Here is a 26365-nt window from a genome sequence, read left to right on the forward strand (position 1 = left end):
AGCAGTCTCCGTGCCAGCCTCTGCATGGCGCCGCCCTGCTCTAGGCGCCCGGCACGTAGTGCCGCTGGGCGGTGCCCTTGGCGATCAGTCGCGACAGGTAGTCGAGCTTGGCCGGGTCACGGTCGATGAAGCGGAAGTTGACCTGCACCCACTCGCTGGCCGGGGTCGCTTCCACCGCGCTGAGGGAATGCAGATAGCCATTGAGGCGCGCCACGTCGCCTCCATCTTCGCCCTGCTCCAGGTCGAGCACGGCGGTTTCCAGGATCTGCGGCAGCGGATCGCCACGGCGGACCACCAGCAGGGCCTCCTTGATGCTGATGGCCTTGATCAGGCAGGCCATGCTGGCGTTGGGCAGGCGCAGCTGGCCCTGGCCGAAATTGGCGGCGGGCTTGCCGCGGGCGGGTGGCGGCGGCGCGCCGCCGGTGAGCAGGGCGGCACTGGAGGTGGCAGCCGGGGCCGCCACCGGGGCGGCGACCGGCTGGACCACGTCGCTGCGGCCGGCGGTCAGGGCGCCGAGGGAGTCATTGGCGAAGCCGGTGGCAGGGCGTGGCTGGGCGCCGGCCTGCAACTCGGCGAGCTTGCCGGTGCGCTGCAGGGCCTTCTTGACCTTGGCCGCCAGCTGTTCGTTGGAGAACGGCTTGCCCATGTAGTCGGACACCCCGGCCTGGATGGCCTGGACGACGTTTTCCTTGTCGCCGCGGCTGGTGACCATGATGAAGGGCACGCCCTTGTGGTCCGGCTGGGCACGAAACCAGCTCAGCAGTTCCAGACCGGTCATGCCGGGCATTTCCCAGTCGCAGAGGATGAGGTCGAAGCGCTGCTTGCCGAGCAGCGTCTGGGCGCGGCGACCATCGGCCGCCTCGTCCACCACCAGCCCGGGAAACAGGTTGCGCAGGCCCTTCTTGATCAGATCGCGAATGAAGGGCGCATCATCCACCACCAGTACGTTCAACTTGCTCATCGGTCACTCCATGCCAAGTCTTCCAGCATAGCAGGCAGGTCCGGGACGCCACCGGGGGAGTGACCGGGCGGATCATTCGCGCGACCGATTGACCTCTTCGGCCATGCGCTTGAGGCCCATGTGCCGTACGTCGGTGCCCTGCACCAGGTAGATCACCAGTTCGGCGATGTTGCGCGCGTGGTCGCCGACCCGCTCCAGGGAGCGCAGCACCCAGATGATGCTCAGCACCCGCGAGATCGAGCGCGGGTCTTCCATCATATAGGTGGCCAATTCGCGCAGCGCGGACTTGTATTCACGATCGATCAGCTTGTCGTACTGGGCCACCGAGAGCGCCAGTTCGGCGTCGAAGCGAGCGAAGGCGTCCAGCGCCTGATGGACCATCTTGCGCACCTGTTCGCCGATGTGGCGGACTTCGACGTAGCCGCGCGGGGCCTCACCGTCCTCGGTCAGCTCGATGGCGCGGCGGGCGATCTTGGAGGCCTCGTCGCCAATGCGCTCCAGGTCGATCACCGACTTGGAGATGCTGATGATCAGGCGCAGGTCGGAGGCCGCGGGCTGCCGGCGGGCCAGGATGCGCAGGCATTCCTCGTCGATGCCGCGTTCCATGATGTCGATCTGGTCGTCGATGGTGCGCACCTGGCGCGCCAGGCCGGCATCGGCGTCGATCACCGCGCGCACGGCGTCGCTGACCTGCTTTTCCACCAGACCGCCCATGGCCAGCAGGTGGCTGCGGACCTCTTCCAGTTCGACGTTGTATTGCTGGGAGATGTGCTGCGTGTGGCCTTCTTTGTTGATCATGCTGTCAGTCCTGCCTGAGAGGAGCGAGTCGCCGGGTGGGGCACCGGCCTGCCTGGAACTAGCCGTAGCGGCCGGTGATGTAGTCTTCGGTCTGCCGCTTTGCCGGATTGGTGAAGAGGGTGTCGGTGTCGCCGTGTTCGACCAGCTGGCCCATATACATGAAGGCGGTGTAGTCGGACACCCGCGCCGCCTGCTGCATGTTGTGGGTGACGATGACGATGGTGTAGCGCTGTTTCAGTTCGTGGATCAGCTCTTCCACCTTGAGGGTGGAGATGGGGTCCAGCGCCGAGCAGGGTTCGTCGAGCAGCAGCACATCGGGCTGCACGGCGATGGTGCGGGCGATCACCAGGCGCTGCTGCTGGCCGCCGGAGAGCCCCAGGGCCGACTCGTGCAGGCGGTCCTTGACCTCTTCCCACAGTGCCGCGCCGTGCAGCGCCCACTCCACCGCCTCGTCGAGCACCCGCTTCTGCTTGATGCCCTGGATGCGCAGGCCGTAGACCACGTTCTCGTAGATGCTCTTGGGAAAGGGATTGGGCTTCTGGAACACCATGCCCACCCGCCGCCGCAACTCGGCGATCTCGGTGCCGCGGGCATAGATGTTCTGGCCGTCGAGCAGGATCTCGCCGTCGATGCGGCAGTCTTCCACCAGGTCGTTCAGGCGATTGAAGCAGCGCAGCAGGGTCGACTTGCCGCAACCGCTGGGGCCGATGAAGGCGGTAACCCGCTGGCGCGGGATCTCCAGGGCGATGTCCTGCAAGACCTGCTTCTTGCCGTAGAACAGATTGAGCCGCGGCACCGACAGGGCCACGCCACCTTCGCTCGCCGCAGGCTGGGCGCTGGCCGCGTAGGCGGCGGCAGTTCTGAAGATGGAGGAATCGGAAGGCATGGGGTCTCCTCGGCCGCGGGCGCTAGTGTGGCGCTTCAGAAGTTCGCACGAGATTTGGCGAGTGATTTTTGGCGGTTCGGCGCTCCGATGGGGGCCAGGCGCCGTGACGAGTCATAGCAGGGCTATGGCGAGGAGTGGCAACGCCGTCCACGCCGAAAAAGCGCCGCCAAAATCGTGTAGTCAACTTCTGAAGGACCATACTATTCTTCCAGCAGCCGGTATTTTTCGCGCAGCCGGTTGCGCAGGAACACGGCGGACAGGTTCAGCCCGGCGATCACCAGCACCAGCAGCAGCGCGGTGGCATAGACCAGCGGGCGGGCGGCTTCCACGTTGGGGCTCTGGAAGCCGACGTCATAGATGTGGAAGCCCAGGTGCATGATCTTCTGATCCAGGTGCAGATAGGGGTAGTTGCCGTCCAGCGGCAGCGCGGGCGCCAGCTTGACCACCCCCACCAGCATCAGCGGCGCCACCTCGCCGGCGGCGCGGGCTACGGCGAGGATGAGCCCGGTCATCAGCGCCGGGCTGGCCAGCGGCAGCACCACCTTCCACAGCGTTTCGGCCTGGGTCGCGCCCAGCGCCAGGGAGCCCTCGCGGATGCTACGGGGGATGCGCGCCAGGCCCTCTTCGGTGGCGACGATCACCACCGGCACGGCGAGGATCGCCAGGGTCAGCGAAGCCCACAGCAGCCCCGGGGTGCCAAAGGTCGGCGTCGGCAGGCTGGCCTGGAAGAACAGCTGGTCCAGGGAACCGCCGAGCACATAGACGAAGAAGCCCAGGCCGAAGACGCCATAGACGATGGCCGGTACCCCGGCGAGGTTGTTGACGGCGATGCGGATGGTGCGGGTCAGCGGACCCTGGCGGGCGTATTCGCGCAGGTAGATGGCGGCGATGACGCCGAAGGGGGTGACGATCACCGCCATCAGCAGGGTCATCATCACGGTGCCGAAGATGGCCGGGAAGACGCCACCCTCGGTGTTGGCCTCGCGCGGATCGGCACTGAGAAATTCCCACAGCTTGCTGCCATAGAAGCCGAGCTTGGCACCCAGGCCCATGGCGTTGGGCTGGTAGGCGCGCACGATGCGCGCGAGATTGAGTTCCAGGGTGCGGCCCTCGACGTCGCGCAGCACCACGCTGTCACGGCGACGCTCCTGGCGCAGGCTGGCCAGCTGGTCCTCCAGCTCGCCGTAACGGGCTTCGAGCTCGGCGCGGCGGGCGGCGAGATCGGCCTGGGCGGTGGCGTCGAGACGGCCGTCCAGCTCCAGGCCGCGGCCCCCCAGGCGCAGCCGCTCCAGGGCGTAGTTGACGCTGCCGATGTCCTGTTTCTCCAGACGCTCCAGCTGCTCGCTCAGGTCGCGGGTGCGCAGCAGGCGACGCTGCAGTTCGGGCACCGCCGCGGCGCCCTTGGCCACCTGGCGCCCCGCTTCGCGCACCTCCAGTGCATAGCCGTAGAAGTTGCCCCATTCGCGGCGCTCCAGCACCAGGGCGTCGGTCGGGGTCTGGCGATCGCGCAGCCAGTCGCCGACCAGCCAGACGAAATCGCTGCCATAGAGGTCGCGATTGCCCAGCTTGAAGAGTTCGCGGGTCAGGGTTTCGCCGCTGTCCGGCGGCAGGGTCACCCCGGCGCTGCGCAGCCGCTCGGCCGGTATCGTCTCCTGCTCCACCACCTGGCCGAGCACCAGGCGCGATTCCAGGCCCGGCGGCGTGTAGCGCGCCTGCACCACCTCGGCCGGCCAGAAATGCGCCAGGCCGCGCACGGCGAGGATGCCGATCAGGCCCAGGGTCATGAGCACGGCGATGGCCACGGCGCCGGCGCTGAGCCAGATCCCGGGCGCGCCGCTCCCCAGCCAGGCGCCCAGGGAGCGCCGCTGCCCGATGCCCCGCTGTTGCCGCGCGCCGGCGCTAGAGGGCCGCATATTTTTTCCTCAGCCGCTGGCGGATCAGTTCGGCCAGGGTGTTCATCAGGAAGGTGAAGCTGAGCAGCACCAGCGCGGCCAGGAACAGCAGCCGGTAATGGGTGCCGCCCACCTCGGATTCGGGCATCTCCACGGCGATGTTGGCCGCCAGGGTGCGCATGCCCTCGAACAGGTTGGCATCCATGATCGGGGTGTTGCCGGTGGCCATGAGCACGATCATGGTCTCGCCGACGGCGCGGCCCAGGCCGATCATCAGCGCCGAGAAGATCCCCGGGCTGGCGGTCAGCAGCACCACCCGCACCAGGGTCTGCCAGGGGGTGGCGCCCAGCGCCAGGGAGCCCAGGGTCAGGCTGCGCGGCACGCTGTAGATGGCGTCTTCGGCGATGGAGAAGACGTTGGGGATGACCGCGAAGCCCATGGCCAGGCCGATGATCAGGGCGTTGCGCTGATCGTAGGCGATGCCCAGGGTCTGGCTCAGCCAGAGGCGCAGGTCGCCGGCGAACAGCAGGGTTTCCAGCCAGGGACTGAGCCACAGCGCCAGGGCGGTGGTCAGCAGCACCACCGGCAACAGCAGCAGGCTTTCCCAGCCTTCCGGGATCCGCTCGCGCAGACTCAGCGGCAGGCGCGACCAGCCGAAACCCGCGGCGAGGATGGCCAGCGGCAGGAGCAGCAGCAGGCTGAACAGCCCCGGCAGGTGATTTTCCACGAAGGGCGCGAGGAACAGCCCGGCGAAGAAGCCGAGGATCACCGTGGGCAGCGCCTCCATCAGCTCGATGACCGGCTTGACCGTACGCCTCATGCGCGGCGCCATGAAATAGGCGGTATAGACCGCCGCGGCGATGGCCAGGGGGGCGGCGAACAGCATGGCGTAGAAGGCCGCCTTGAGGGTACCGAAGGTCAGCGGCGCCAGGCTCAGCTTGGGTTCGAAGTCCGCGGTGGCGGCGCTGGACTGCCAGACCCGCGCCGGCGCTTCGTAATTCTCGTACCAGACCTTGCCCCACAGCGCCGACCAGGAGACTTCCGGGTGCGGATTGTCCAGGCGGAAGCCGAGCAGCCGGCCATTTTCCTCCAGCAACAGCCGATCGGCGCGCGGCGACAGCGCCAGCACCCCGGCGGCGGGAGCGATCTGCTCGCGCAGCAGGGTGCGCCCGGCGGTGCTGTGGAAGACCCCCAGTTCGCCCGTGGCATCCAGCGCCACGAAGCCCTTGCGCCGCTGCTCCGGCACCAGCTGGACGATGGGCGCGCTGCCCAGCTGGAAGCTGCGGATAGGCCTCAGCACCGGTTCGCCGTCCTGGCCTCGGACCATGAACCACTGGCCGATGCCACCCTTGGCGGTACCCACCAGCAGCGACACGCCGCCCAGCAGCTGGGCGCTGGCGGTGACCTCGTCGTCGGCTGCGTCGAGCAGCTTGTAGTGGCCATTGAGACTGCCGTCGCGCAGGTCGAAGACATCCGCCTGGGCGCGGCCATTGAGGGCATAGAGCCAGCGACCGCGGGGATCGAGGTAGAGCGCCTTGGCCGCGGCGTTGAGCGGCCCGAGGGTGAGCGAGGTACGCACGGGAACGGCCGCGCCACCGGTCACCGGCGCGGCCAGCCCGGCCAGGCGCAGGGCCGTCACCCGATTGCCCTGGGCGCCGGCCAGCACCAGCAGGTCCTCGTCACCGGCGATGGCGACCCGCTCCAGGGCCGTACGAGCGGCGCCCAGGTCCAGCGGCTCGCGCCCGTAGGGAAAGTCCAGTTCCGGGGTGATGACCCGGGTGCCCTGGGGATAGCGGGAGACATAGCGCTTGTGCGCCACCAGCACGCGGCCATCGGACAGGCCCAGGGCGATCAGTCCGCGGGGGGCGTCCTGGGCCTGGCTGCTGATGGTGACACCGGGCGGCAGCGGCAGACGCTCGCGCATGACCGGCTGGCCGTCGGCCAGGGTGAAGAAGGTGGCCTCGCCGGCCTGGGAAAGATGCAGGCCGAGGCGATTCTGCTCGTCGATGCCCAGCAGCAGCGGCGCCCCGGCGGCCGCCAGCCAGTCGGGCTGGGGCAGCGGCTGGGCTTCCAGACTGGCGCCACGTAGCAGCGGCAGCACCACATAGGCCAGATAGAAGAAGATCAGGGTGATGGTGGCCAGCACGGCCAGCCCACCGGCCAGCACCGAGCCCCGTATCAGGCGATCCTGCAGGGCCCGCCAGCGCCGCCGCCGGCGTAGTGCAGGCGTGTTGAAGTCCAGCCGAGCAGGGCCGCGAGGATCGGGCGGGGACGGGGGTACCGGGGATATCATGGCGCAGAGCCTAATCACGTCGTGTGACAGAAAGGTTACAGCGAATGGGCGGCCAGAGACGCTACGCCCAGCGCGGGCGCAGGGTCTCTGGGCACTCAGTAGCCCAGGGTCTTCAGGGCCTGTTGCACCACCGCTGCCGGCAAGGGGATATAGCCATCCCTGACCACGGCCTCCTGGCCGCTGCGCGAGAGGATCAGCCGCAGGAATTCTCCTTCCAGGGGGTTGAGCGGGCGATTGGGCGCCTTGTTCACATAGACGTAGAGATAGCGCGCCAGGGGATAGCGCCCGGACAGGGTGTTCTCCTGGTTGTCCGCGACGAAGTCGGTGGTGCCCTGGCGGGCCAGCGCTAGGGTATGGACGCTGGCGGTCTGGTAGCCGATGCCGGAGTAGCCGATGCCCCCCAGGGACTGGCTGATGGCCTGGACCACCGAGGCCGAGCCCGGCTGTTCGTTGACGTTGGCGCGGAAGTCGCCACGGCACAGCGCCGCTTCCTTGAAGTAGCCGTAGGTGCCCGACACCGAATTGCGGCCGAAGCGCTGGATCGGGCGCTTGGCCCAGTCGCCGGTCAGGCCCAGGTCGCCCCAGGTCTTGAGTTCGTGCGGACCACCGCAGAGCCGGGTGCTGGAAAAGATCGCGTCGACCTGTTCCAGGGTCAGCTGGCGCAGCGGATTGTCCTTGTTGACGAAGATCGCCAGGGCATCGATGGCCACCGGCACCGCGGTGGGCTGGTAGCCGAAGCGCTGCTCGAAGGCCTGGAGTTCGGCGTCCTTCATCGTGCGACTCATGGGGCCGATGCCGGCGGTGCCCTCGGTGAGCGCCGGCGGCGCGGTGGACGAGCCGGCCGCCTGGATCTGGATATTGAGATTGGGATACTGGCGCTTGTAGCTCTCGGCCCAGAGCGTGACCAGGTTGGCCAGGGTGTCGGAGCCCACGCTCGACAGATTGCCGGAGATTCCGCTGACCTTCTGGTAGGCGGGGATGGCCGGGTCGACGCCCTCGGCCCGAGCGGTTGTGCCACCTAGCGCCAGGGCGAGCGCCACAGCGGTCAGCGGACCTTTGATGTCCATGCCGGATTCCTCGCGAGGATGGGAGACGGGCCTGGGCCGGCGACGCTCAGGCGCAAGCCGGCACTCGAAGCTCTGTACGAAAGATCGCCGAGCGAAGGTCAGGCAAGGCGAAAATCAGTGAGGAAGCGGACCGGGCTCGCGAACGAGTTTACGAGGGGTAAATGAGCATTCCGAGCTGATTTTTAACGCAGCATCACCGAGCGCAGGCATTTTTCGTACAGAGCCTAGGCGCGCATTGTGACGGATTTATGAGCCAGCGCCAGCCGCCCCGGCAGGTTCGACTAGGCTGCAAGGGAGCCTGCGCTGCACCACCCTGGCGCAGACCTGGCCGCTGGCTCCGCCACGACCGCCCAGGCACGCGGCCTTCGCGGGCCGGACCACCATTTGCATAGCTAAGCATTCATCTCAGTGCAGAGGAACGCACCATGGCCCAGGCTCTTCCGACGTCCTCCTCCCCCGCCGACGCCACTCCCGCCAGCGCGGGCGCCACGCCCTCGCGCGCCAAGCTGATCGCCGCGGCCAGTCTCGGCAACGGCCTGGAGATGTTCGACTTCACCGTCTTCAGCTTTTTCGCCGCCATCATCGGCCAGCTCTACTTTCCCTCGGACACTCCCTATGGCTCGCTGCTGATGGCGGTCGGGGTGTTTGGCGTCGGCTTCGTCATGCGCCCGCTGGGCAGCATGGTGCTGGGCGCCTATGCCGATCGCCACGGGCGCAAGCAGGCGATGCTGCTGACCATCACCCTGATGGGCCTGGGCAGCGCCCTGATCGCCTTTACCCCGACCCATGCCCAGATCGGCCTTGCCGCGCCGCTGATCCTGCTCGTGGGGCGCCTGCTGCAGGGCTTTTCCGCCGGCGGCGAGATCGGCGCCGCCACTACTCTGCTGCTGGAGTCGGCCAGTCCCGGCCGGCGCGGCTTCCATGTCAGCTGGCAGGTGATCAGCCAGGGCGGCAGTGCCCTGCTCGGCGCCGCCCTGGGCGCCCTGCTCACCCGCAGCCTGTCCGAGACCGAGCTGCACGCCTGGGGCTGGCGCATCCCCTTCCTGGTCGGCTTGCTGATCATTCCGGTCGGCCTCTATATCCGCCGCCAGGTGGACGAGACCTGGAGCGGCGCCGGCACGGTCGAGGGCGGTCCGGTGCGCGCCTTTCTGCGCGAGCATCCGCGGCGCTTCGGCCTGGGCCTGCTGATCGTGATGTCGGCGACCCTGCTGACCTACCTGATGCAGTTCTACATGCCCACCTACATGACCCGCATCGTCGGCCTGCCGGCCACCAGCGCCTACCTGGCCGGGGTGGCCTCCAGCGCCGTGCAGATGGCCGCCGCCCTGGCCGCCGGGCTGCTGCTGGATCGCTTCGGGCGCTACAAGCCGGTGGCCCTGGTCAGCCTGGCGGTGGCCCTGCTGGGCATCTACCCGGCTTTCGTCTGGCTGAATGACCCCACCACCCAGGGCCTGGCCTTCGCCGCCCGCTTCGTGGTGATCACCGCCATGAGCGTCAACATGACCGCCGGGCTGCTGCTGATCCTCGCCGGCCTGCCGCGGCCGGTGCGCGCCACGGGGCTGGCCATGACCTACGCCCTGGCGGTGACCCTGTTCGGCGGCACCGCCCAGTTCATCGCCACCTGGCTGATCGAGGCCACCGGCAGCCCGCTCGCCCCGGCCTGGTACCTGATCGTCATGCTGCTGATAGGATGGCTGGCACTGCTGAGCTATCCCGAACGCCACCTGGATTGAGAGAGATCGCCATGAGCCTTGCCACTGCTGCGGATCAAGACGCCACCGCCCGTCATATCGCCGGCTACCTGCCGGAAATGGTCGCCCTGCGCCGCGACATCCACCGCCATCCCGAACTGGGTTACCAGGAGCAGCGCACCAGCGACCTGGTGGCCGCCGCCCTCGCGGGCTGGGGCTACGAAGTCCATCGCGGCCTGGGCGGCACCGGGGTGGTTGGCACCCTGCGCGCCGGCAGCGGCAGCAAGGTGCTGGGCATCCGCGCCGACATGGACGCCCTGCCGATCCTGGAAACCACCGGGCTCGACTACGCCAGCCAGCACCCGGGCCGCATGCATGCCTGCGGTCACGACGGCCACACCACCACCCTGCTCACCGCCGCCCGCTGCCTGGCCGAGACCCGCGCCTTCGACGGCACCCTGCACCTGATCTTCCAGCCGGCCGAGGAAGGCCTGGGCGGCGCCCTGAAGATGATGCAGGACGGCCTCTTCGAGCTGTTCCCCTGCGACCAGGTGTTCGGCCTGCACAACATGCCCGGTGTGCCCACCGGCAAGTTCTGCTTCGTCGACGGCGCCGCCATGGCCTCGTCCGACACCGCCCTCCTGCGCATCCGCGGCCAGGGCGGCCACGGCGCGGTGCCGGACAAGGCCGTCGACCCCATCGTCGCCAGTGCGGCCACGGTGATGGCGCTGCAGACCGTGGTCTCGCGCAACGTGGCGCCGCTGGACACCGCGGTGATCACCGTGGGCAGCATCCACGGCGGCGAGGCCTCCAACGTCATCCCCGATGCGGTGGAGATGAAGCTCACCATCCGCGCCTTCCAGGACAGCACCCGCGACCTGCTGGAGCAGCGTATCGGCGCCCTGGTCCGCGCCCAGGCGGAAAGCTTCGGCGCCACGGCCGAACTGGACTACCAGCGCGGCTATCCGGTGCTGGTCAACCACGACGGCCCCACCGCCTTCGCCCGCCAGGTGGCGGTCGAGCACTTCGGCGCCGAGGCCCTGCATCCCTTCGCGCCCATCCCGGCCAGCGAGGACTTCGCCTACATGCTGCAGCAGGTGCCCGGTTGCTACCTGTTCGTCGGCAATGGCCCGAGCGCCAACCTGCACAACGCGGCCTACGATTTCAACGACGCCCTGCTGCCGGTCGGCGCGCGTTACTGGGTCAAGCTGACCGAGGCCTTCCTCACCGTCTGAGGCGCCGCCTCGTCGGCACCCTCACCCGGGGTGCCGGCGACGGAATCTTCACGTGCGGGCCGCTAGACTGCAGGATCATTATCCAACCTCGAGAGGTCGCCATGCGACGTGTTCCGCGCCTGGGCTGGCGCCAGGGTCTGGCGCTGGGCGTCGCCGTGCTGGCGGCGGGGTTTGCCTATCCGGCCTGGCGACATTTCCATCCGGTCAGTGCGGCCGAGGGCTGGCGCTATCGGGAATTCGCCGCCGACATCCCCATGGTCAGCGCCCTGGCCCTGGATGCCGATGGCAGCCTGTTCGTCACCCAGGAATTCTCCAGTCGCCGCGGCAGCCTGCTGCGGCTGCTGTCCAGCGGCGAACGCCAGCCGGTGCTGGGCGAACTGTCCAAGCCCGATGGCCTGGTCATGTTCCAGGGCGGCCTGGTGGTCAGCCAGGAAGGCGGGCCGCTGCCGGTGTTTCTCCTGCGCGATGGCCAGCGCCAGGCCCTGTTCGACGGCAACGACGTCGAGGGCGTCGCCACCGATGGCCAGACCCTCTATGCCATCGAGGACCTGCCGCGCGGGCGTCTGCTCAGCTACGACCCGCTGCAACGCCGCCTGGCGGTGCTGCGCGACGGCCTGGAAGAAGGCGAAGGGGTGGCGCGCTGCCCGGATGGCCGGCTGTTCTATACCGAAAAGGCCAAGGGCTGGGTCAAGCAGTGGCAGCCCGGGGGTACCGATACCCTGGTCGCCGCGGGTCTCGACGCGCCGGGCTTCGTGCAGTGCTCGGCCGACGGCCTGTGGATCACCGAAGACGCCACCCACGGCGCCCGGGTGCTGCTGGTGCAGCCCGACGGCCAGCTGGTCACGGTGCTCTCACACCTGCGCTCGGCGCAGACCCTGATCCGCCGCGGCGACGGTCATTACCTGGTCGCCGAGCAGGGGCGCAACCGCATCCTGGAGTTGTCGCGAGAAGCCGGAGCCGACCGCTAGGGCGAGCGGCTCCGGGTACCTCAGGGCAGGCGATACACCAGACAGGGATTGCCGTTGAGGCGGCGACCCAGCACTGGGGTGAGATCGGCCAGCGGGGTGCTGGCCAGCAATTCACGGTCATCACGGGCGAGGATGATCCAGGCGCCGGACGGCAGGTGCGCCAGGTCCGCGACCTGCGGCCGGGCGATGAAGATCGGCTGCTCGTCGTGGTCCAGATTCATCATGTAGCGGATCGCCCAGCTGTCCTGACCGAGGCCGAAGAACACCAGGGGGCCCGGCTGCTGCTGGCGCAGACCCTCCACCTGCTGGACGAAGCCGCGGGTGTCGTACTGCAGGTCCTGGGCCGGCTCCACCACCGTGACCAGCATCAGCCACTGGGCGGCCAGCGCCAGGGCGCTCAGCGTGAGCAGGCGGCGGTTGCCGTGCAGCCGGCGCCAGCTGACCAGGGCGGCGAGCTGCAGGGCGACGAAGACCGGTACCAGCAATGCCAGGGAGACATCCGGCCAGTAGCCATGGCGCTGCCAGAGGTGACGACAGACCAGCATGGCCACCAGCGCCAGCCCGGGCAGCGCCAGCACCAGCGCTGTGTAGAGCGGCGCGACCCGGCGGAACGAGCCCTCGGCGCGCAGGAGGCCATGGGCGGCGATGGCGGCCAGGAAGGGCACCATGGGCACCACATAGTAGGCGCGCTTGAAGTGCGGGATGGACAACCCGACCAGGATCAGCAGACCGCTCCCGGCGAGGCCCAGCAGCAGGCGGCGCTGGGCGGTGTGCGGCCAGGCCAGCAGACGACGGCGCTCGGCCAGCAGCACCAGCAGCGCCAGCGGCAGTACCGGCAGATAGCGATACAGCCCCAGCTGCAAATAGAACCAGAAGGGCTTGCCGCTTTCGTCCAGTCGGCCAGTGACCTGCATGTGCCAGACCTCGGCGGCGAAGTCCGCCCCGCCCTCGTGATGGGCCAGCTGGATCAGCGTCCACCAGCCGAGGGCGAGCAAGGCCAGGCCGGCCAGGCCGTAGCCCAGCAGGCGCTGCACGGCGAGGGTGCGCCGCGCCGGCTCGCCCCAGGCGACCACCAGCCAGTAGAGGCAGACCACGCCACAGGGCTCGATCAGCCCCAGCGGGCCGCGGATGGCGAAGCCCAGGGCGAACAGCGGCAGTACCAGCAGACGGCGCAGCGGGCGGCCGTCGCGATCGGCGCTATGGAGCAGGTAGAAGCAGAGCAGCACCACCAGGGCGACCAGTTGGTCCAGGCAGACCGCGCGGGCCTTTTCCAGCCATTGCGGGGTCAGGGCCACCAGCAGCACCGTGAGCAGCGCCCAGGCGCGGCGGGTGTCGGCCAGCAGGCGATAGGTCAGCGCCAGCACCGCGGCCGAGGCCAGGGCGGTAGGCAGGACGTTGGCCAGGTGATTGGGCGCGCCGATCACCCGCGCGGCCAGCCAGCTCAGCCAGGTGGCGGTGCCGGGATAGTCCGGATAGGGCTGGCCGTAGGTGGTGGCGAAAAAGGACGGGCCATGGCGAAACATCTCGCCGAGGAAGACCGCCCAGCGACCGTCGAAGCCCTGGGGCGCCTGGTTCCAGATGCCGAGGGTGAACATCAGGGTGGCGACCACCCCGAGCAGCAGGCTTTCGCGGCGCAGGCGACTGGCCGCCGGCAGCGCGTAGAGGGGCGCGCTGCGTGGGGTCAGGGGCATGGGCGAGACCATCAGGCGGCATCCACGCGGCGGGCGACCTGGGGACCGCCCAGGGCGGCGCCACGCCCGATGGCGAAGTATTCGATGCCGCGGCGCTCCATGCGCTCGGGATCGAACAGGTTGCGACCGTCGAAGATCACCGGCTGGTTGAGCTGGCGGGCGATCAGATCGAAGTCCGGTGCCTTGAACTGCTGCCATTCGGTGCAGATGACCAGGGCATCGGCCCCGGCCAGGGCGGCCTCGGGGGTGCCCATCAGCGCCAGGCGCTCGTCGTGGCCATAGAGGCGCTGGGCCTCGGCCATGGCCACCGGATCGAAGGCGCGCACCTTGGCGCCGGCCTCCCAGAGGGCCTCCATCAGCACCCGGCTGGGCGCATCGCGCATGTCGTCGGTGTTGGGTTTGAAGGCCAGCCCCCAGAGGGCGAAGGTACGGCCGCGCAGGTCACCGTCGAAGTAGGTGTTGATGCGCTCGAACAGCTTGGTCTTCTGGCGCACGTTGATGGCTTCCACGGCGCGCAGCAGATCCAGCTCCACGGCGTTTTCCTCGCCGGTGCGGATCAGCGCCTGCAGGTCCTTGGGGAAGCAGGAGCCGCCGTAGCCGCAGCCCGGGTAGATGAAGTGGTGGCCGATGCGCGGATCGGCGCCGATGGCCTGGCGCACCGCCTCGATGTCGGCGCCGACGTGCTCGGCCAGTTCGGCGATCTGGTTGATGAAGCTGATCTTGACCGCCAAGAGGCTGTTGGCGGCGTACTTGGCCAGCTCGGCGCTGCGCAGGTCCATGCACTGGATGCGGTCATGGTTGCGGTTGAAGGGCGCATAGAGTTCGCGCATCACGTCGCGGGCCACCGGCGAATCGGTGCCCACCACGATGCGATCGGGCTTCTTGCAGTCGGCGATGGCGGCGCCTTCCTTGAGGAATTCCGGATTGGAGACCACCTCCACGTGCAGGGTGCGACCCTCTTCGGCGAGCACCTCGTGGATCAGCGCGCGGACGCGGTCGCCGGTGCCCACCGGCACGGTGGACTTGTTCACCACCAGCAGCGGATCGCGGGACACCGGCTGGCCGATCAGCGGCTCGCGCCGCAGGCGGGCGATGGTTCCGGCCACGGCGAAGACGGCGGACAGATCGGCCGAGCCGTCGGCCGCCGGCGGGGTGCCGACGGCGATGAACTGCACGGCGCCATGGGCCACGGCCTCGGCGGCCTCGTGGGTGAAAACCAAGCGCCCGGCGGCCAGGTTGCTGCGCACCAGCTCTTCCAGACCCGGCTCATAGAGGGTCACCTCGCCGCGCTTGAGCTTGTCGATCTTGGCGCGATCGATGTCCATGCACACCACCTGGTGGCCGACTTCCGCCAGCACGGCGGCCTGCACCAGACCCACGTAGCCGATGCCGAAAACGCTGATGTTCATAGGGTATTCCTCAGGGTGGGAGCGGCGCTGGCGCGGGGCCCGCCGACGAGGGCGACGCCGGCCACGACCAGCGCGACGCCCAGGGTTTTCCAGGGGGTGAAGGATTCGGCGGCGCCTGGCAGCCAGGCCGCGCCGAGGTGAACGAAGACGTAGGAGAGGCCGAGCGCCGCATAGGCGCGGCCCAGCGGCAGGCGCGCCAGGGCCGCCAGCCAGGCCAGCAGCGACAGGCCGTAGCAGAGGATGCCCAGGGCCAGCAGCAGCCCGGCCGCGTCGAACAGCGCCGACGGCGTGCTCAGCCAGGTGGCCATCGCCGGCAGCCGCACCAGGGCGGCGCGCAGAGACAGTTGCGCGAGGGTGGTGAGCAGGATGCTCAGGCCGAGCGGCAACAGGCCGTTCATAGCTGGCCTCCCAGCAGGGCGGCGCCGGCGACGATGCACAGGCAGCCACACCAGGCGCGGGCATCCACCGCCTCACCGAACACCAGGCGCGCCAGCAGGGTCACCGCCAGGGTGTTGAGCGAGAGCAAGGGATAGGCGACGCCCACCGGCACCCGCTGCAGCACCGCGCACCAGACCAGCAGGGCCAGGCCCAGGCAGACTAGGGCGCCCCACAGCCAGGGCGAGCGCAGTCGCGCGGCCAGGGCATTGCCGGCGGTCACCGCGCGCTTCTGGCCCAGTTGGCCGGCGCAGGTGAGGCCGATCACCACGGCGATCAGCAGGCCGTCGAGGGCGGTCATGGCGCCGGCCTCGGATAGACCAGCAGCACCAGGCGCTCGCTGGCGATGCTCTCGCCGGGCTCGGGCAGGCTGTCGAGCAGCTGGCGATCACTGGGGCCGTCGACCCGCAAGAGGATGGCCACCGGACCCTGGTCGCGATGGGCGGCGAGCCAGGCGGCCAGGTCGCGCTCTTCGATCAGGCGACCGCTGGCCGGCTCGCGGGCGAAGCCGTACTTGAGCTCGCCCGGACCGCCCACCAGCACCACGTCGTCGCGGTGGGTGGCCCAGGCCAGGCTGGCGGCCACGCCGAGGTCGTTGCTGACCAGCAGGCCGGCATTCTTGAAATGACCGAGCTGGGCCTGGATGAAGGTGCTTGGCAGCTTGTTGTCGACCAGGCTGTTGGGCAGGGCGATGGACAGCAGCGGCAGCAGCACCCAGAGCGCCAGGGCCGGCGCCAGCAGGGTGCGCCGCGGCCAGACCAGGGTGGCCAGGCCGGCCAGCAGCAGTGCCAGGGGCGCCAGCAGGGCCAGGGCGCGGGTCAGGCCTTCGCCGCTCTCGTAGAGGCGACCGCCATAGATCAGCAGGGCGGCAACACCGGCCAGGCCCAGCAGCAGATTGCACAGGCCGTTCAGGCGCAGGGCGCCGGTGGCGTCGCGCCGGCCCGCCTCCAGCAGGGTGCGCGCCAGCAGCGGCACCAGGGCGGCCAGGGTCGGCAGCAGGTAGGTGGGCAGCTTGCCGCGGCTGAAGCTGAAGAACAGCAACTGGCCGACCACGGCGATGCCGAGGAAGGCGGTACCGGCATGGCGGCGCTCCTGCCAGGTCCGGCCCAGGGTACGCGGCAAGAGGCCGGCCCAGGGCAGGATGGCCAGCAGCAGCACCGGGCCATAGAACCAGAACGGCCGCTCGTGCTGGGCATCCTGGCCGGCGAATCGCTGGATGTGCTCGTGCCAGAAGAAGAAATTCCAGAAATCCGCATCGCGCCGGGCCACCAGCAGTGCCCAGGGCGCCACCACCAGGATCGCCACCAGCACCGCCAGGGGGCCGCGGCGGAGCAACTCGCCCAGGCGCCGCTGGAGGAAAAAGAAGGGCACGGCCACCAGTACCGGCAGCACCAGGGCGAGAAAGCCCTTGGTCAGCAGGCCGCAGCCACAGGCCAGTCCCAGCAGCGCCCACTGGCCCAGGGCCGCGCTACGGGTTTCGGCGGCCTGGGCCTGCCAGAGGGCGAGCAGCGCCAGCGCCATCCAGAAGGCGAACTGGGCGTCGAGGGTGACGTAGGTGGCCAGCCCCGCCACGGCCACGCAGGAGAGATAGACCACCCCGGCGAGCAGCGCCAGCGGGCGGTCCTGCCAGATCAGCCGGGTCAGGCGCGCCACCAGGGCGGCGGTGGCGAGACTGGCCAGCAGTGGCACCAGGCGCACGCTCAGCAGCGAATCACCGAGCCAGGCCTGGGCGATGGCCTGGGTCCAGTAGCCGCCGATGGGTTTCTCGAAATACGGCAGGCCGAGGAAGTGCGGCACCACCCAGTCGCCACGCCGCCAGAGTTCCTGGGCGATCTGCGCATAGCGCGACTCGTCCGGAATCCACAGGCCGCGCCAGGCCAGCGGCAAGGCATAGGCCAGCAGCGCCAGCGGCAGCAGCATCCACAGGCGCCGCCGACTCATGCCTGCACGCCCAGCCAGCCCTGGCGTCCGGCCAGGCTGCCGCGCACCAGATTGCCGGCGGGCAACTGGCGCGGATCGGCCGGCAGGCGGTCGCCCAGGGTCAGGAACAGGACGCCCTCCTCCCGCGCCGCCTTGAGCAGCGCGCGGAAGTCCTCGGCGAAGGCGATGCCTTCCACCTCGGCGTGCAGGGTGTAGACGTTGAGTGCCCCCGGACGGAAGCGCTTGAGCAGATAGTTGTTCCAGTCACCGGCGGCCAGCTCCGGGCCGACCACCTCGTCGAAGGTGGGCATGTCCACCGGCACCTGGGGGGTGCCGTGGCTGCCGTTGCCCAGCCGCGGGCGGAACAGCGCACTGCCGCGGCAATCGCTGTTGTACCTGAGGCCGAAGGCTTCCTTGGCCAGCACCACGCGCGGATCGGCGCGCCAGCCGGCGGCGGCGGAGCAGTCCACCTTGCCACCGAGGATGTCTTCCAGGGCCTGCAGGCCACGGCCGAATTCGGCGCCCAGGCGCTCCAGGCTCCAGCTGCCGGTATGGGCCTGCCAGGCGTGGTGGTCCCACGCGTGCAGCCCGACCTCGTGGCCGCGGGCGCGGGTCTCGCGCATCAGGTGACCGAGGTCGCGGCCGATGGGGCGACCCGGCCAGGCGGTGCCGGCCAGCAGGATGTCCCAGCCGTAGAGGCTGGCGGCCTTGGATCTGAGCATCTTCCACAGGAAGGTGGGCTTCACCAGGCGCCAGAGGTGGCGCCCCATGTTGTCCGGCCCGACGCTGAAGAAGAAGGTGGCCTTGACCCCGGCTTCGTCCAGCAGGTCGAGCAGCCGCGGTACCCCTTCGCGGGTGCCGCGATAGGTGTCCACGTCGATGCGCAGGCTGGCCGGGATCAGGGTGTTCATCAGGCCTCCCGCTGCGCCATGGCTTCGCGCAGGAAGAAGTCCAGCGTCTTGCCGACGGTGGCGGCCATGGCGGTGCTCGGCTGCCAGTCGATCAGGCGGCGGGCGTTCTCCACGCTGGGCTTGCGGTGGGCCACGTCCTGGTAGCCGTCGCCATAGAAGCTCTTGCTCTCCACCTCGCGGAAGCCGGCGAAGGGCGGGAATTCATGGCGCAGCGGATGGGCCTCGAACTGGGCCAGCAGCTCTTCGGCCAGCTCGCGGATGCTCGCTTCGTTGTCCGGATTGCCGATGTTGATGATCTGGCCGTCGCAACGACCGCCCTGGTTCTCGATGATGCGGAACAGCGCCTCGATGCCGTCGTCGACGTCGGTGAAGCAGCGCTTCTGGGCGCCGCCGTCGACCAGCTTGATCGGGGTGCCTTCCACCAGGTTGAGGATCAGCTGGGTGATGGCGCGGGAGCTGCCGATGCGCGCCGAGTCCAGACGATCCAGACGCGGACCCATCCAGTTGAACGGGCGGAACAGGGTGAATTTCAGGCCCTTGGCGCCGTAGGCCCAGATGACCCGGTCGAGCAGCTGCTTGGAGACCGAGTAGATCCAGCGCTGCTTGTTGATCGGGCCGACCACCAGGTTGGAGCGGTCTTCGTCGAAGCGCTCGTCCTGGCACATGCCGTACACCTCGGAGGTGGACGGGAAGATCACGCGCTTTCCGTACTTCACGCAGTGGCGAACGATCTTGAGGTTTTCCTCGAAGTCCAGTTCGAACACGCGCAGCGGATTGCGGGTGTATTCGATGGGGGTGGCGATGGCCACCAGCGGCAGCACCACGTCGCACTTCTTGATGTGGTACTCCAGCCACTCGGTGTGGATGGAGATGTCGCCTTCCACATAGTGGAAATTCGGATCGGCCTTGAGCCGCTCGATGGCGTCGGAGCCGATGTCCAGGCCATAGACCTCGTACTCGCCGTCGGCCAGCAGGCGTTCGGAAAGGTGGTTGCCGATGAAACCGTTGACGCCGAGGATCAGCACCCGGGTGCGGCGCTTGGCGCGGCGATCCTGGCGGTGCAGGCGGGCACCGGCCACCAGGCCGGCTTCGCGGGCCAGTTGCGGACCGGACAGATAGAGGCCGTTGTCACCCAGCTGGCCGGCCTGGATTTCCAGGACGCCTTCGCCACAGGCGATGCGCAGCGGCTCCAGGCTCAGCACGCTGCCGGGGGCCTGGTCATGGGCTTCCTGGCGCGCCTGGGCGCTCCAGACGATCAGCTTGCGATCACCGATCCAGCCGAAGGCGCCCGGATAGGGTTGGGTCACGGCGCGCACCAGGTTGCCCAGCTCCACCGCCGGACGGCTCCACTCCAGCTCGCCATCGGCGGCGCTGCGGCGGCCAAAGGTGGTGGCCTGGCTCTCGTCCTGCTCGCGCTCGGTCAGGCGGCCTTCGGCCAGGGCCGGCAGGCTGTCGCGCAGGAGCGTCTGGCTGGCTTCGCGCAGCTTGGCGTGCAGGGTCAGGGCGGTGTCGTCGGCGGCGATGGTGACGCGCTGCTGGGCGACGATGGCGCCGGCGTCGGCGCGCTGGACCATGCGGTGCAGGGTCACGCCGGTCTCGGTCTCGCCGTTGACCAGCACCCAGTTGGCCGGGGCGCGACCGCGATAGCGCGGCAGCAGCGAGCCGTGCAGGTTGTAGGCGCCGCGCTTGGCGCAGGCCAGGACGTCGTTGGACAGCAGGTTGCGGTAGTAGAAGGAGAAGATGAAATCCGGCTCCAGGGCGCGGATGCGCTCGACCCAGATCGGGTGGTTGACGTCTTCCGGGGCATGCACCGGGATACCGTGGCGGGCACAGAGCTGGGCCACCGAACCAAAGAAGCGGTTCTCGCTCGGGTCATCCGGGTGGGTGAAGACGGCGGCGATGGGATAGCCGGCCTGGATCAGCGCGGCGAGGCCGGCGCAGCCGATGTCGTGGTAGGCGAAGACGATGGCGGTTTTCATCAGGGGCTTTCCTGTTACTGGACCTGGCGCAGCGGCGCCGGCGAAGGAGAAAGGGTGGCGGCGCGGATCACTTGTTCCACGTGGAACCGGGGCCGGGCACGGACGTCGTGGTACACCCGGCCGAGGTACTCGCCGAGCAGACCGAGGCCGACGAACTGGGCGCCGGTAAAGATGAACAGCACGGCGAACAGCGAGAACACGCCATCGGCCGCCCACTCGGCGCCGTGGGTGACGCGCAGCACCAGCAGCAGCGCGGCGAAGAGGAAACCGAAGATGGCCAGGCCACCGCCGAACAGGCTGAGCATGCGCAGCGGGGTGGTGGTCATGCAGGTCAGCAGGTCGAACATCAGGTTGATCAGCTTGAGGAAGCCGTACTTGGAATCCCCGTGTTCGCGCTCGGCGTGGGCCACCTCGATCTCGGTGGTGTGGCGGGCGAAGCTGTTGGCCAGGATCGGGATGAAGGTGCTGCGCTCGTGGCAGGCCAGCATCGACTGCACCACCTGGCGGCGATAGGCGCGCAGCATGCAGCCGTAGTCGCGCATGGCGACGCCGGTGGAGCGCTGCACGGCGCGATTGATCAGCCGCGACGGCAGGGTGCGCAGATAGGAATCCTGGCGCTGCTGGCGCACGGTGCCGACCACGTCGTAGCCCTGGGCGGCGGTGTGCACCAGGCGCGGGATCTCTTCCGGCGGATTCTGCAGGTCGGCGTCCAGGGTGATGATCAGATCGCCACGGGCCTGTTCGAAGCCGGCGAGGATCGCCGAGTGCTGGCCGTAGTTGCGATTGAGCAGCACCGCCACGACCGGGCTGTCCGGCTCGCTGGCGGCCTGCTGCAGCAGTTCGGCGCTGCGGTCGCGGCTGCCGTCGTCGACCAGGATGATTTCCACCTGGCAATCCAGCAGGCGGCAGGCGGCGCAGGTGCGGCGCAGCAGTTCCGGCAGGCTGGCTTCTTCGTTGTAGACGGGGATCACCACGGATACCCGGTCGATGGCATAGGGCTTCATGCACCTTTCTCCAGCAGGTCTTCGATGGCACCGACCACGCGGTCGACGTCGGCGAGGGTCATGTCGGGAAACAGCGGGATGGAGCACAGCCGGGCCGAATTCCATTCGCTGTTGGGCAGCGCCAGCTCCGGCCAGCGCTCGCGGTACCAGGGGTGCAGGTGGGTGGCGGTGAAATGGATGCCGGTGCCGATGCCGCGCGCCTTGAGGCCGGCCATGAAGGCTTCGCGCTCCATTCCGCACCGCTCGGGGCAGATGCGCAGGATGTAGAGGTGCCAGGCGTGGGTCTGGGCGTAGTCGGGCAGCGAAAGTGGGGCGACCGGCAGGTGCGCCAGGCGCTGGGTGTAGGCCTGGGCCAGCAGCCGGCGGCGGCTGTTGATGTCGCCCAGGCGATCCAGCTGTACCAGTGCCAGGGCGGCGTGGATGTCCGAGAGGTTGTACTTGAAGCCGGGCTCCTGCACCTGGGCCTGGGGCTTGCGGCCCAGGGCGTGACGGTCAAAGGCATCCACCGCCAGGCCGTGGAATTTCAAGCGGCGCACCCGCTCGGCCAGGGTGGCGTCGTCGGTCACCAGCATGCCGCCTTCGGCGCAGGTCAGGTTCTTGATGGCGTGAAAGCTGAAGATGGCGGTGCCGCGCTGGCCGATGGACTCGCCTTGGTAGCGGGTGCCGGCGGCGTGGGCGGCGTCCTCGATCAAGGCCACGCCATGCTCGCGGGCCAGGGCGCGCAGCGGGGTCAGGTCACAGCTGGCGCCGGCGTAGTGCACCGGCACGATGGCCTTGGTGCGCGGGGTGATGGCGGCGGCCACCTGCTCGGCGGAGACCATCAGGGTGTCGCGGTCGACGTCGACGAACACCGGGGTGGCGCCGATCAGGGTGATCATGTTGGCGGTGGAGACCCAGGTCAGCGAGGGGGTGATCACCTCGTCGCCCGGGCCAATGTCCAGCGCCAGCAGGGTCACGTGCATGGCCGCGGTGGCCGAGCACAGGGCCACGGCGTGGGCGGCGCCCACCGAATCGGCGAAGCGCTCTTCCAGCAGGTTGGCCTGGGGCCCGGTGGTGATCCAGCCCGAGGTCAGCACCTTGCTCACCGCGGCCACTTCCTCGGCGCCGATGCTGGGCCGCGAGAACGGCAGGAAAGGCTCGTCCAGCTGACGCGGGGCGGTGCTCTGGGACAGATCGGTCATGGCGGCTCATCCGAAGCGAGGGGCGCCGGGACAGGACAGCCGACGCGATGAGCCCAGGCTAAGGCGTCTTGCCTTACGGCCCCCTTAGCGCAACCTGACAACTGCCTGACAGCCGGTCAGCTCGCTGGCCACCCCCGTGAACCTCTTGGCAAAACAAGGGCTTAGCCCGTGACGAAGGGGGTGCCGGTGGTCGGTGGGAGGCCTAGAATGCTGACCCCTGCCGCCTTGGCAGTCCCGAACCTGACACGAGAGACGACCGCGCCCATGCTGGACAACACCCTGAGCGAACTGGAAACCGCCATCCGCGGCCTGCTGCAGCACAACCAGCGCCTGACCGCCCGCACCCAGGAGCTGGAGCAGGCCCTGCTGGCCGCGCGCGAGGAAAACGACACCCTGCAACTGAGTCTGCTGGAGCAGGAAGAACACGGCGCCAGCACCCGCCAGCGCGTGGAAGGCCTGCTGGCCCTGCTCTCCGCCCAGTCCGTCGAGCAGGCGGTAGCCGCCGACGCCGAGCAGCGCCACGCGGCCAGCGTCGAGTGACGACCGCCAACGCGGACGACGAGGTGGAGGTGCTTGGTCGCCGCTACCGTTTCAAGGTGGCCGAAGGCGACCGCGCCGCCCTGCAACAGGCCGCCGCCCGCCTGCGCGACGAACTGGTCGCCATCCAGGGCGATCGCCGCCGCGGTGATGCCATCGAGCTGCTGGTGCTGGCCGCCCTGCGCCTGAGCCTGGACACCGCCGCCGACGCCGGCGCCCTGACCGCCCTCGACACCCGCCTCCAGGCCCTGACCGCCGAGGTACGGGCGACGCAGGAGGCCTAGCCTCATCCACGGAAGCACGGCACCCGCGCCGCTCTGCCCCCTCTCCCCCTGGGAGAGGGCTGGGGTGAGGGCGCCGCTCCAGCATAGGCTCGACTCCGCCGCGTTGGGCTTCGACGATGGCGCCGTCTCAACCCAACCTACCAAAGCCACAGGCTCCGCCTGCGCGCGACTCCGTAGCGTGGATGACGGCTCGGCCTCATCCACGGGAGCACGGCACCCGCGTGGAAAACGCTCCGCGGTTTTCCACCCTACGCCGGACGCCCCCTCTCCCTCGGGGAGAGGGTTGGGGTGAGGGCCACCTCCACTCCCTCATTCCCGCGCAGCTGCCCTGCCCCGCTCATCTTGACCACTCCGCGACCCCGTGCGAGCTTCGGGGCCCTTTCCCTGCCCTGGAGGTCCGTCATGTCGGGTGTTCGCTGGCTCGCCCTGCCGCTCTTGAGTATCGCCCTCGGCGCCCAGGCCGCACCGGCGCCGCTGCCGGCCCTGCTGGACGCCATGGCCCAGCGCCTGACGCTGGCCGATCAGGTCGCCCGCAGCAAGCACGACAGCGGAAAGCCGGTGCTGGACGAAGTCCGCGAACGCCAGGTGCTGCAGGACGTCGCCCAGGCCGCGCCCGCCGCCAGCGTCTCCCCGGCCACCGCCCAGATATTTTTCGCCGCCCAGATGGAAGCCAACAAGCTGGTGCAATACGGCCTGCTGCAGGCCTGGCGGCGCAACGAACAGCCGCTGCCCGCCAGCACGACGGACCTAACGGCACTCAGAACCCAGCTGAGCGAACTCCAGGCCAGGCTGCTCGGTGGTCTCGCCGCCACCGGCGAAGTGCGCGCCGCCGCGGACTGCCCGGCGCAGCTGGATCGCGCCCTCGCCGCCCATCTCGCCGCCGCACACCCCGATGATCTCCACCGCCTGGCCCTGGTGCGGGCGCTGGGCGATTTCTGCACCCTGCCCCGCTGAGAGCCTGTGCATAATCGGCGGCACGGCGACCGAACCGCGTTGAATCCAAGGACTCCCCATGCACATCCTGCTCGTCGAAGATGACGCCACCCTGGCCGACGGCATCCGCCGCGTCCTGGAAGGCCATGGCATGCAGGTCGACCTCCTGCGCAACGGCGCCGAGGCCGACGCCTGGCTGCGTACCACCCGCTTCGCCGTGGTGGTGCTGGACATCGGCCTGCCCGGTGGCCTGGACGGCTTCGAGGTGGTCCGCCGCCTGCGCCAGCGTGGCAGCGACCAGCCGGTGCTGCTGCTCACCGCCCGCGACGCCATCGACGACCGGGTGCACGGCTTCGAGGTGGGCGCCGACGACTACCTGGTCAAGCCCTTCGCCGTGCCCGAGCTGGTGGCGCGGATCAAGGCGCTGGTCCGCCGCGCCGGTGGCCAGAACAGCGCCGACCTCGCCCTCGGCGCCCTGCGCCTGGACACCGCCGCCCACCAGGCGCGCCTCGGCGACACCCCGCTGGATCTCTCGGCCCGCGAGTGGGCGGTGCTCGAACACCTGCTGCGCCAGGCCGGCAAGGTGGTCTCCAAGCAGCAGATCATCGACGCCCTGGCCCCCTGGGGCAGCGAGGACCTGACCCACAACGCCGTGGAGGTCTATGTCTCGCGGCTACGGTTGAAACTGGCCGACTCCGGGGTCGGCATCCGCACCGTGCGCGGCTTCGGCTATCGCCTGGAAGAAGCCGCGCCATGACCGCCACCGCGCCCAGCCTGCGTCGGCGGCTGCTGAAATGGCTGGTGCTGCCGGTGCTGCTGGTCAATCTCGGCGGCGCCGTGGTCAGCTACCAGTTCGCCCGCAAACCGGCCTTCAGCGCCCTGGACGGCGATCTCACCGATGCGGCGATCCTGCTGCTCGAACAGCTGGAAGTGGATGGCAACGGCCGCCTGTGGCTGCCGACGGAAGCCGACTACCTGCTGCGCCACAACAGCCACGACCACGTCTGGCTGGCGGTGCGCAGCCTCGACGGCCAGCTGCTGTTCGGCGATGCCGCCATGCCGGTCCAGGAGATCACCGACGAGATGCGCGACGGCCATACCACCGCCCTGCGCACCCGCATCAACGATCGCTCGGTGTTCATGGTCGGCCGCCTGGGCGTGGTGGCCGGGCAACCGGTGGTGGCCAGCGTGGCCCAGACCCTGAGTCGCCACACCGCCGCCCTGCAGCGCATGGTGCTGACTCTGGTGGCGGTGCAGATCCTGGTCGCCCTGCTGATCGCCGCCCAGCTGCTCTGGGCGGTACGCCGGGGCCTCAAGCCCCTGGAACGGCTGGAGCGTCAGCTCGACAGCCGCCACTACGATGACCTGGCGCCGCTGCGCGAAGAGGGCGCGCCGCGCGAACTGGGCACCTTCGTCACCGCGCTCAACGGTCTGCTGCTGCGCATCCGCGAGGGGGCGCGCAACCAGCGCGCCTTTCTCGACGACATGGCCCACCAGCTGCGCACCCCGCTGGCCGGCATCAGCACCCTGACCCAGTGGCTGCGCCAGCGCCATGCCGGCGATGCCGAAAGCGCCGCCGCCCTGGCGCAACTCCAGGCCGCCACCGAGCGCATGACCCGCCAGACCAACCAGTTGCTGACCCTGGCCCGTGCCGCCACCGCGCGGCTGGAAAGCCCGCCGCGCGAGCCCCTGCGGCTGGATGAACTGATCGGCGCAGCCATGCCCAGCCAGCTGTCCCAGGCCGATGGCCACGGCATCGACCTGGGCTACGAACTGGAGCCGCAGACCGTGCAGGGCAATGCCTTCCAGCTGCGCGACCTGCTCGACAACCTGGTCGACAACGCCCTCAGATACAGCCCGCGTGGCGGTCAGGTCACGGTGCGGCTGCGCGGCCAGGCCGGGGCCACGGTGCTGGAAGTGGAAGACGACGGCCCGGGCATTCCCGAGGCGGAACGCGAGCGGATCTTCGAGCGTTTCTATCGCCTCGACAGCGGCATCCATGGCACCGGCCTGGGCCTGGCCATCGTCCGCGACATCGCCACCGCCCATGATGCCGGCATCGAACTGGCGACCGCCACCGGCGGCCACGGCCTGCGCGTGGCCATCCATTTCCCGCCCCTGGTCGTGCCGCCGGTGGAGGCTTCTTAGGTTGGCTGGAAAGCGACCCTCACCCCAACCCTCTCCCCAAGGGAGAGGGGGCTATCCGGCCTGCCCCTGCACCCTCGTAGGTTGGGCTGAGCGCAGCGAAGCCCAACACACCTAGCCTCATCCCCTAACGCCCCCGCCACCC

At 69.4% G+C, this 26365-nt stretch carries 23 protein-coding genes; 8 read left to right on the plus strand and 15 right to left on the minus strand.

Annotated features, from left to right (window positions below; all coding sequences use genetic code 11):
- Window positions 1-40: 40 nt before the first annotated feature.
- The 6 genes from OMP44_RS17345 to OMP44_RS17370 form a co-directional block, all read right to left on the minus strand.
- The gene (locus OMP44_RS17345) at window positions 41-961 is read right to left on the minus strand and encodes a response regulator (protein ID WP_133860363.1); all 921 of its coding nucleotides are present in this window, start codon (window positions 959-961) and stop codon (window positions 41-43) included.
- Window positions 962-1033: 72 nt separating this feature from the next.
- A complete protein-coding gene (phoU, locus tag OMP44_RS17350) occupies window positions 1034-1759 on the minus strand; it encodes a phosphate signaling complex protein PhoU (RefSeq protein ID WP_007161478.1) in 726 nt (241 codons plus the stop codon).
- Between the two features lie 58 nt (window positions 1760-1817).
- Window positions 1818-2645 (minus strand): phosphate ABC transporter ATP-binding protein PstB, encoded by an 828-nt coding sequence (gene pstB, locus OMP44_RS17355; protein WP_133860362.1) that lies wholly within the window; start codon window positions 2643-2645, stop codon window positions 1818-1820.
- 200 nt (window positions 2646-2845) lie between these two features.
- Window positions 2846-4558: a phosphate ABC transporter permease PstA gene (gene pstA, locus OMP44_RS17360; protein WP_280309958.1), complete on the minus strand. Its 1713-nt coding sequence runs from the start codon at window positions 4556-4558 to the stop codon at window positions 2846-2848.
- Window positions 4545-6830, minus strand: a complete 2286-nt coding sequence (locus OMP44_RS17365) for an ABC transporter permease subunit (protein ID WP_280309960.1) — start codon at window positions 6828-6830, stop codon at window positions 4545-4547. The genes pstA and OMP44_RS17365 overlap by 14 nt, the downstream gene beginning before the upstream one ends.
- Before the next feature lie 95 nt (window positions 6831-6925).
- Window positions 6926-7897, minus strand: coding sequence for a PstS family phosphate ABC transporter substrate-binding protein (locus OMP44_RS17370; protein WP_280309962.1), 972 nt, complete (start codon window positions 7895-7897; stop codon window positions 6926-6928).
- Window positions 7898-8322: 425 nt separating this feature from the next.
- On the opposite strand from OMP44_RS17370, the gene OMP44_RS17375 reads away from it, so the two are divergent.
- From OMP44_RS17375 to OMP44_RS17385, 3 genes are all read left to right on the plus strand, one after another.
- Complete coding sequence (locus tag OMP44_RS17375) at window positions 8323-9630, plus strand: MFS transporter (protein ID WP_187980841.1); 1308 nt, start codon at window positions 8323-8325, stop codon at window positions 9628-9630.
- Window positions 9631-9641: 11 nt separating this feature from the next.
- The gene (locus OMP44_RS17380) at window positions 9642-10823 is read left to right on the plus strand and encodes a M20 aminoacylase family protein (RefSeq protein WP_187980840.1); all 1182 of its coding nucleotides are present in this window, start codon (window positions 9642-9644) and stop codon (window positions 10821-10823) included.
- 101 nt (window positions 10824-10924) lie between these two features.
- Window positions 10925-11791 (plus strand): SMP-30/gluconolactonase/LRE family protein, encoded by an 867-nt coding sequence (locus OMP44_RS17385; RefSeq protein WP_187980839.1) that lies wholly within the window; start codon window positions 10925-10927, stop codon window positions 11789-11791.
- Between the two features lie 20 nt (window positions 11792-11811).
- Here the strand turns inward: OMP44_RS17385 and OMP44_RS17390 are convergent, their stop codons facing one another.
- Genes OMP44_RS17390 through arnB form a run of 9 tightly spaced genes read right to left on the minus strand, consistent with a single transcriptional unit; the run spans window position 11812 to window position 22285 of the window.
- Entirely contained in the window at window positions 11812-13494 is a 1683-nt protein-coding gene (locus OMP44_RS17390; RefSeq protein ID WP_280309966.1) for a glycosyltransferase family 39 protein, read from the minus strand.
- Complete coding sequence (locus OMP44_RS17395; protein ID WP_280309967.1) at window positions 13494-14891, minus strand: UDP-glucose dehydrogenase family protein; 1398 nt, start codon at window positions 14889-14891, stop codon at window positions 13494-13496. Before OMP44_RS17395 ends, OMP44_RS17390 begins: the two co-directional genes overlap by 1 nt.
- A complete protein-coding gene (arnF, locus tag OMP44_RS17400) occupies window positions 14888-15289 on the minus strand; it encodes a 4-amino-4-deoxy-L-arabinose-phosphoundecaprenol flippase subunit ArnF (RefSeq protein WP_280309969.1) in 402 nt (133 codons plus the stop codon). Before arnF ends, OMP44_RS17395 begins: the two co-directional genes overlap by 4 nt.
- The gene (locus OMP44_RS17405) at window positions 15286-15627 is read right to left on the minus strand and encodes an EamA family transporter (RefSeq protein ID WP_133860354.1); all 342 of its coding nucleotides are present in this window, start codon (window positions 15625-15627) and stop codon (window positions 15286-15288) included. The genes arnF and OMP44_RS17405 overlap by 4 nt, the downstream gene beginning before the upstream one ends.
- The gene (gene arnT / locus OMP44_RS17410) at window positions 15624-17267 is read right to left on the minus strand and encodes a lipid IV(A) 4-amino-4-deoxy-L-arabinosyltransferase (protein ID WP_280309971.1); all 1644 of its coding nucleotides are present in this window, start codon (window positions 17265-17267) and stop codon (window positions 15624-15626) included. Before arnT ends, OMP44_RS17405 begins: the two co-directional genes overlap by 4 nt.
- Complete coding sequence (gene arnD / locus OMP44_RS17415; protein ID WP_208694873.1) at window positions 17264-18145, minus strand: 4-deoxy-4-formamido-L-arabinose-phosphoundecaprenol deformylase; 882 nt, start codon at window positions 18143-18145, stop codon at window positions 17264-17266. The genes arnT and arnD overlap by 4 nt, the downstream gene beginning before the upstream one ends.
- 11 nt (window positions 18146-18156) lie before the next feature.
- Entirely contained in the window at window positions 18157-20136 is a 1980-nt protein-coding gene (gene arnA / locus OMP44_RS17420; RefSeq protein WP_431312661.1) for a bifunctional UDP-4-amino-4-deoxy-L-arabinose formyltransferase/UDP-glucuronic acid oxidase ArnA, read from the minus strand.
- A 14-nt stretch (window positions 20137-20150) separates the two neighbouring features.
- Window positions 20151-21140: an undecaprenyl-phosphate 4-deoxy-4-formamido-L-arabinose transferase gene (gene arnC, locus OMP44_RS17425; RefSeq protein ID WP_280309972.1), complete on the minus strand. Its 990-nt coding sequence runs from the start codon at window positions 21138-21140 to the stop codon at window positions 20151-20153.
- Window positions 21137-22285: a UDP-4-amino-4-deoxy-L-arabinose aminotransferase gene (arnB, locus tag OMP44_RS17430; RefSeq protein ID WP_187981284.1), complete on the minus strand. Its 1149-nt coding sequence runs from the start codon at window positions 22283-22285 to the stop codon at window positions 21137-21139. Before arnB ends, arnC begins: the two co-directional genes overlap by 4 nt.
- Window positions 22286-22528: 243 nt before the next feature.
- Between arnB and OMP44_RS17435 the strand changes: the two genes are divergently transcribed.
- The 5 genes from OMP44_RS17435 to OMP44_RS17455 all read left to right on the plus strand — a co-directional run bounded on the left by OMP44_RS17435 (window position 22529) and on the right by OMP44_RS17455 (window position 26223).
- A complete protein-coding gene (locus OMP44_RS17435; RefSeq protein WP_273863195.1) occupies window positions 22529-22861 on the plus strand; it encodes a hypothetical protein in 333 nt (110 codons plus the stop codon).
- Window positions 22858-23142 (plus strand): cell division protein ZapA, encoded by a 285-nt coding sequence (zapA, locus tag OMP44_RS17440; protein WP_187980836.1) that lies wholly within the window; start codon window positions 22858-22860, stop codon window positions 23140-23142. Before OMP44_RS17435 ends, zapA begins: the two co-directional genes overlap by 4 nt.
- A gap of 402 nt (window positions 23143-23544) precedes the next feature.
- Entirely contained in the window at window positions 23545-24096 is a 552-nt protein-coding gene (locus OMP44_RS17445) for a chorismate mutase (protein WP_280309975.1), read from the plus strand.
- A 58-nt stretch (window positions 24097-24154) separates the two neighbouring features.
- Window positions 24155-24832, plus strand: coding sequence for a response regulator transcription factor (locus OMP44_RS17450; RefSeq protein WP_133860350.1), 678 nt, complete (start codon window positions 24155-24157; stop codon window positions 24830-24832).
- A complete protein-coding gene (locus tag OMP44_RS17455; protein WP_187980834.1) occupies window positions 24829-26223 on the plus strand; it encodes a sensor histidine kinase in 1395 nt (464 codons plus the stop codon). The genes OMP44_RS17450 and OMP44_RS17455 overlap by 4 nt, the downstream gene beginning before the upstream one ends.
- Window positions 26224-26365: the final 142 nt, after the last annotated feature.

The organism is Pseudomonas flavocrustae, from assembly GCF_029872515.1.
Classification (GTDB): Bacteria; Pseudomonadota; Gammaproteobacteria; order Pseudomonadales; family Pseudomonadaceae; genus Chryseomonas; species Chryseomonas aestiva.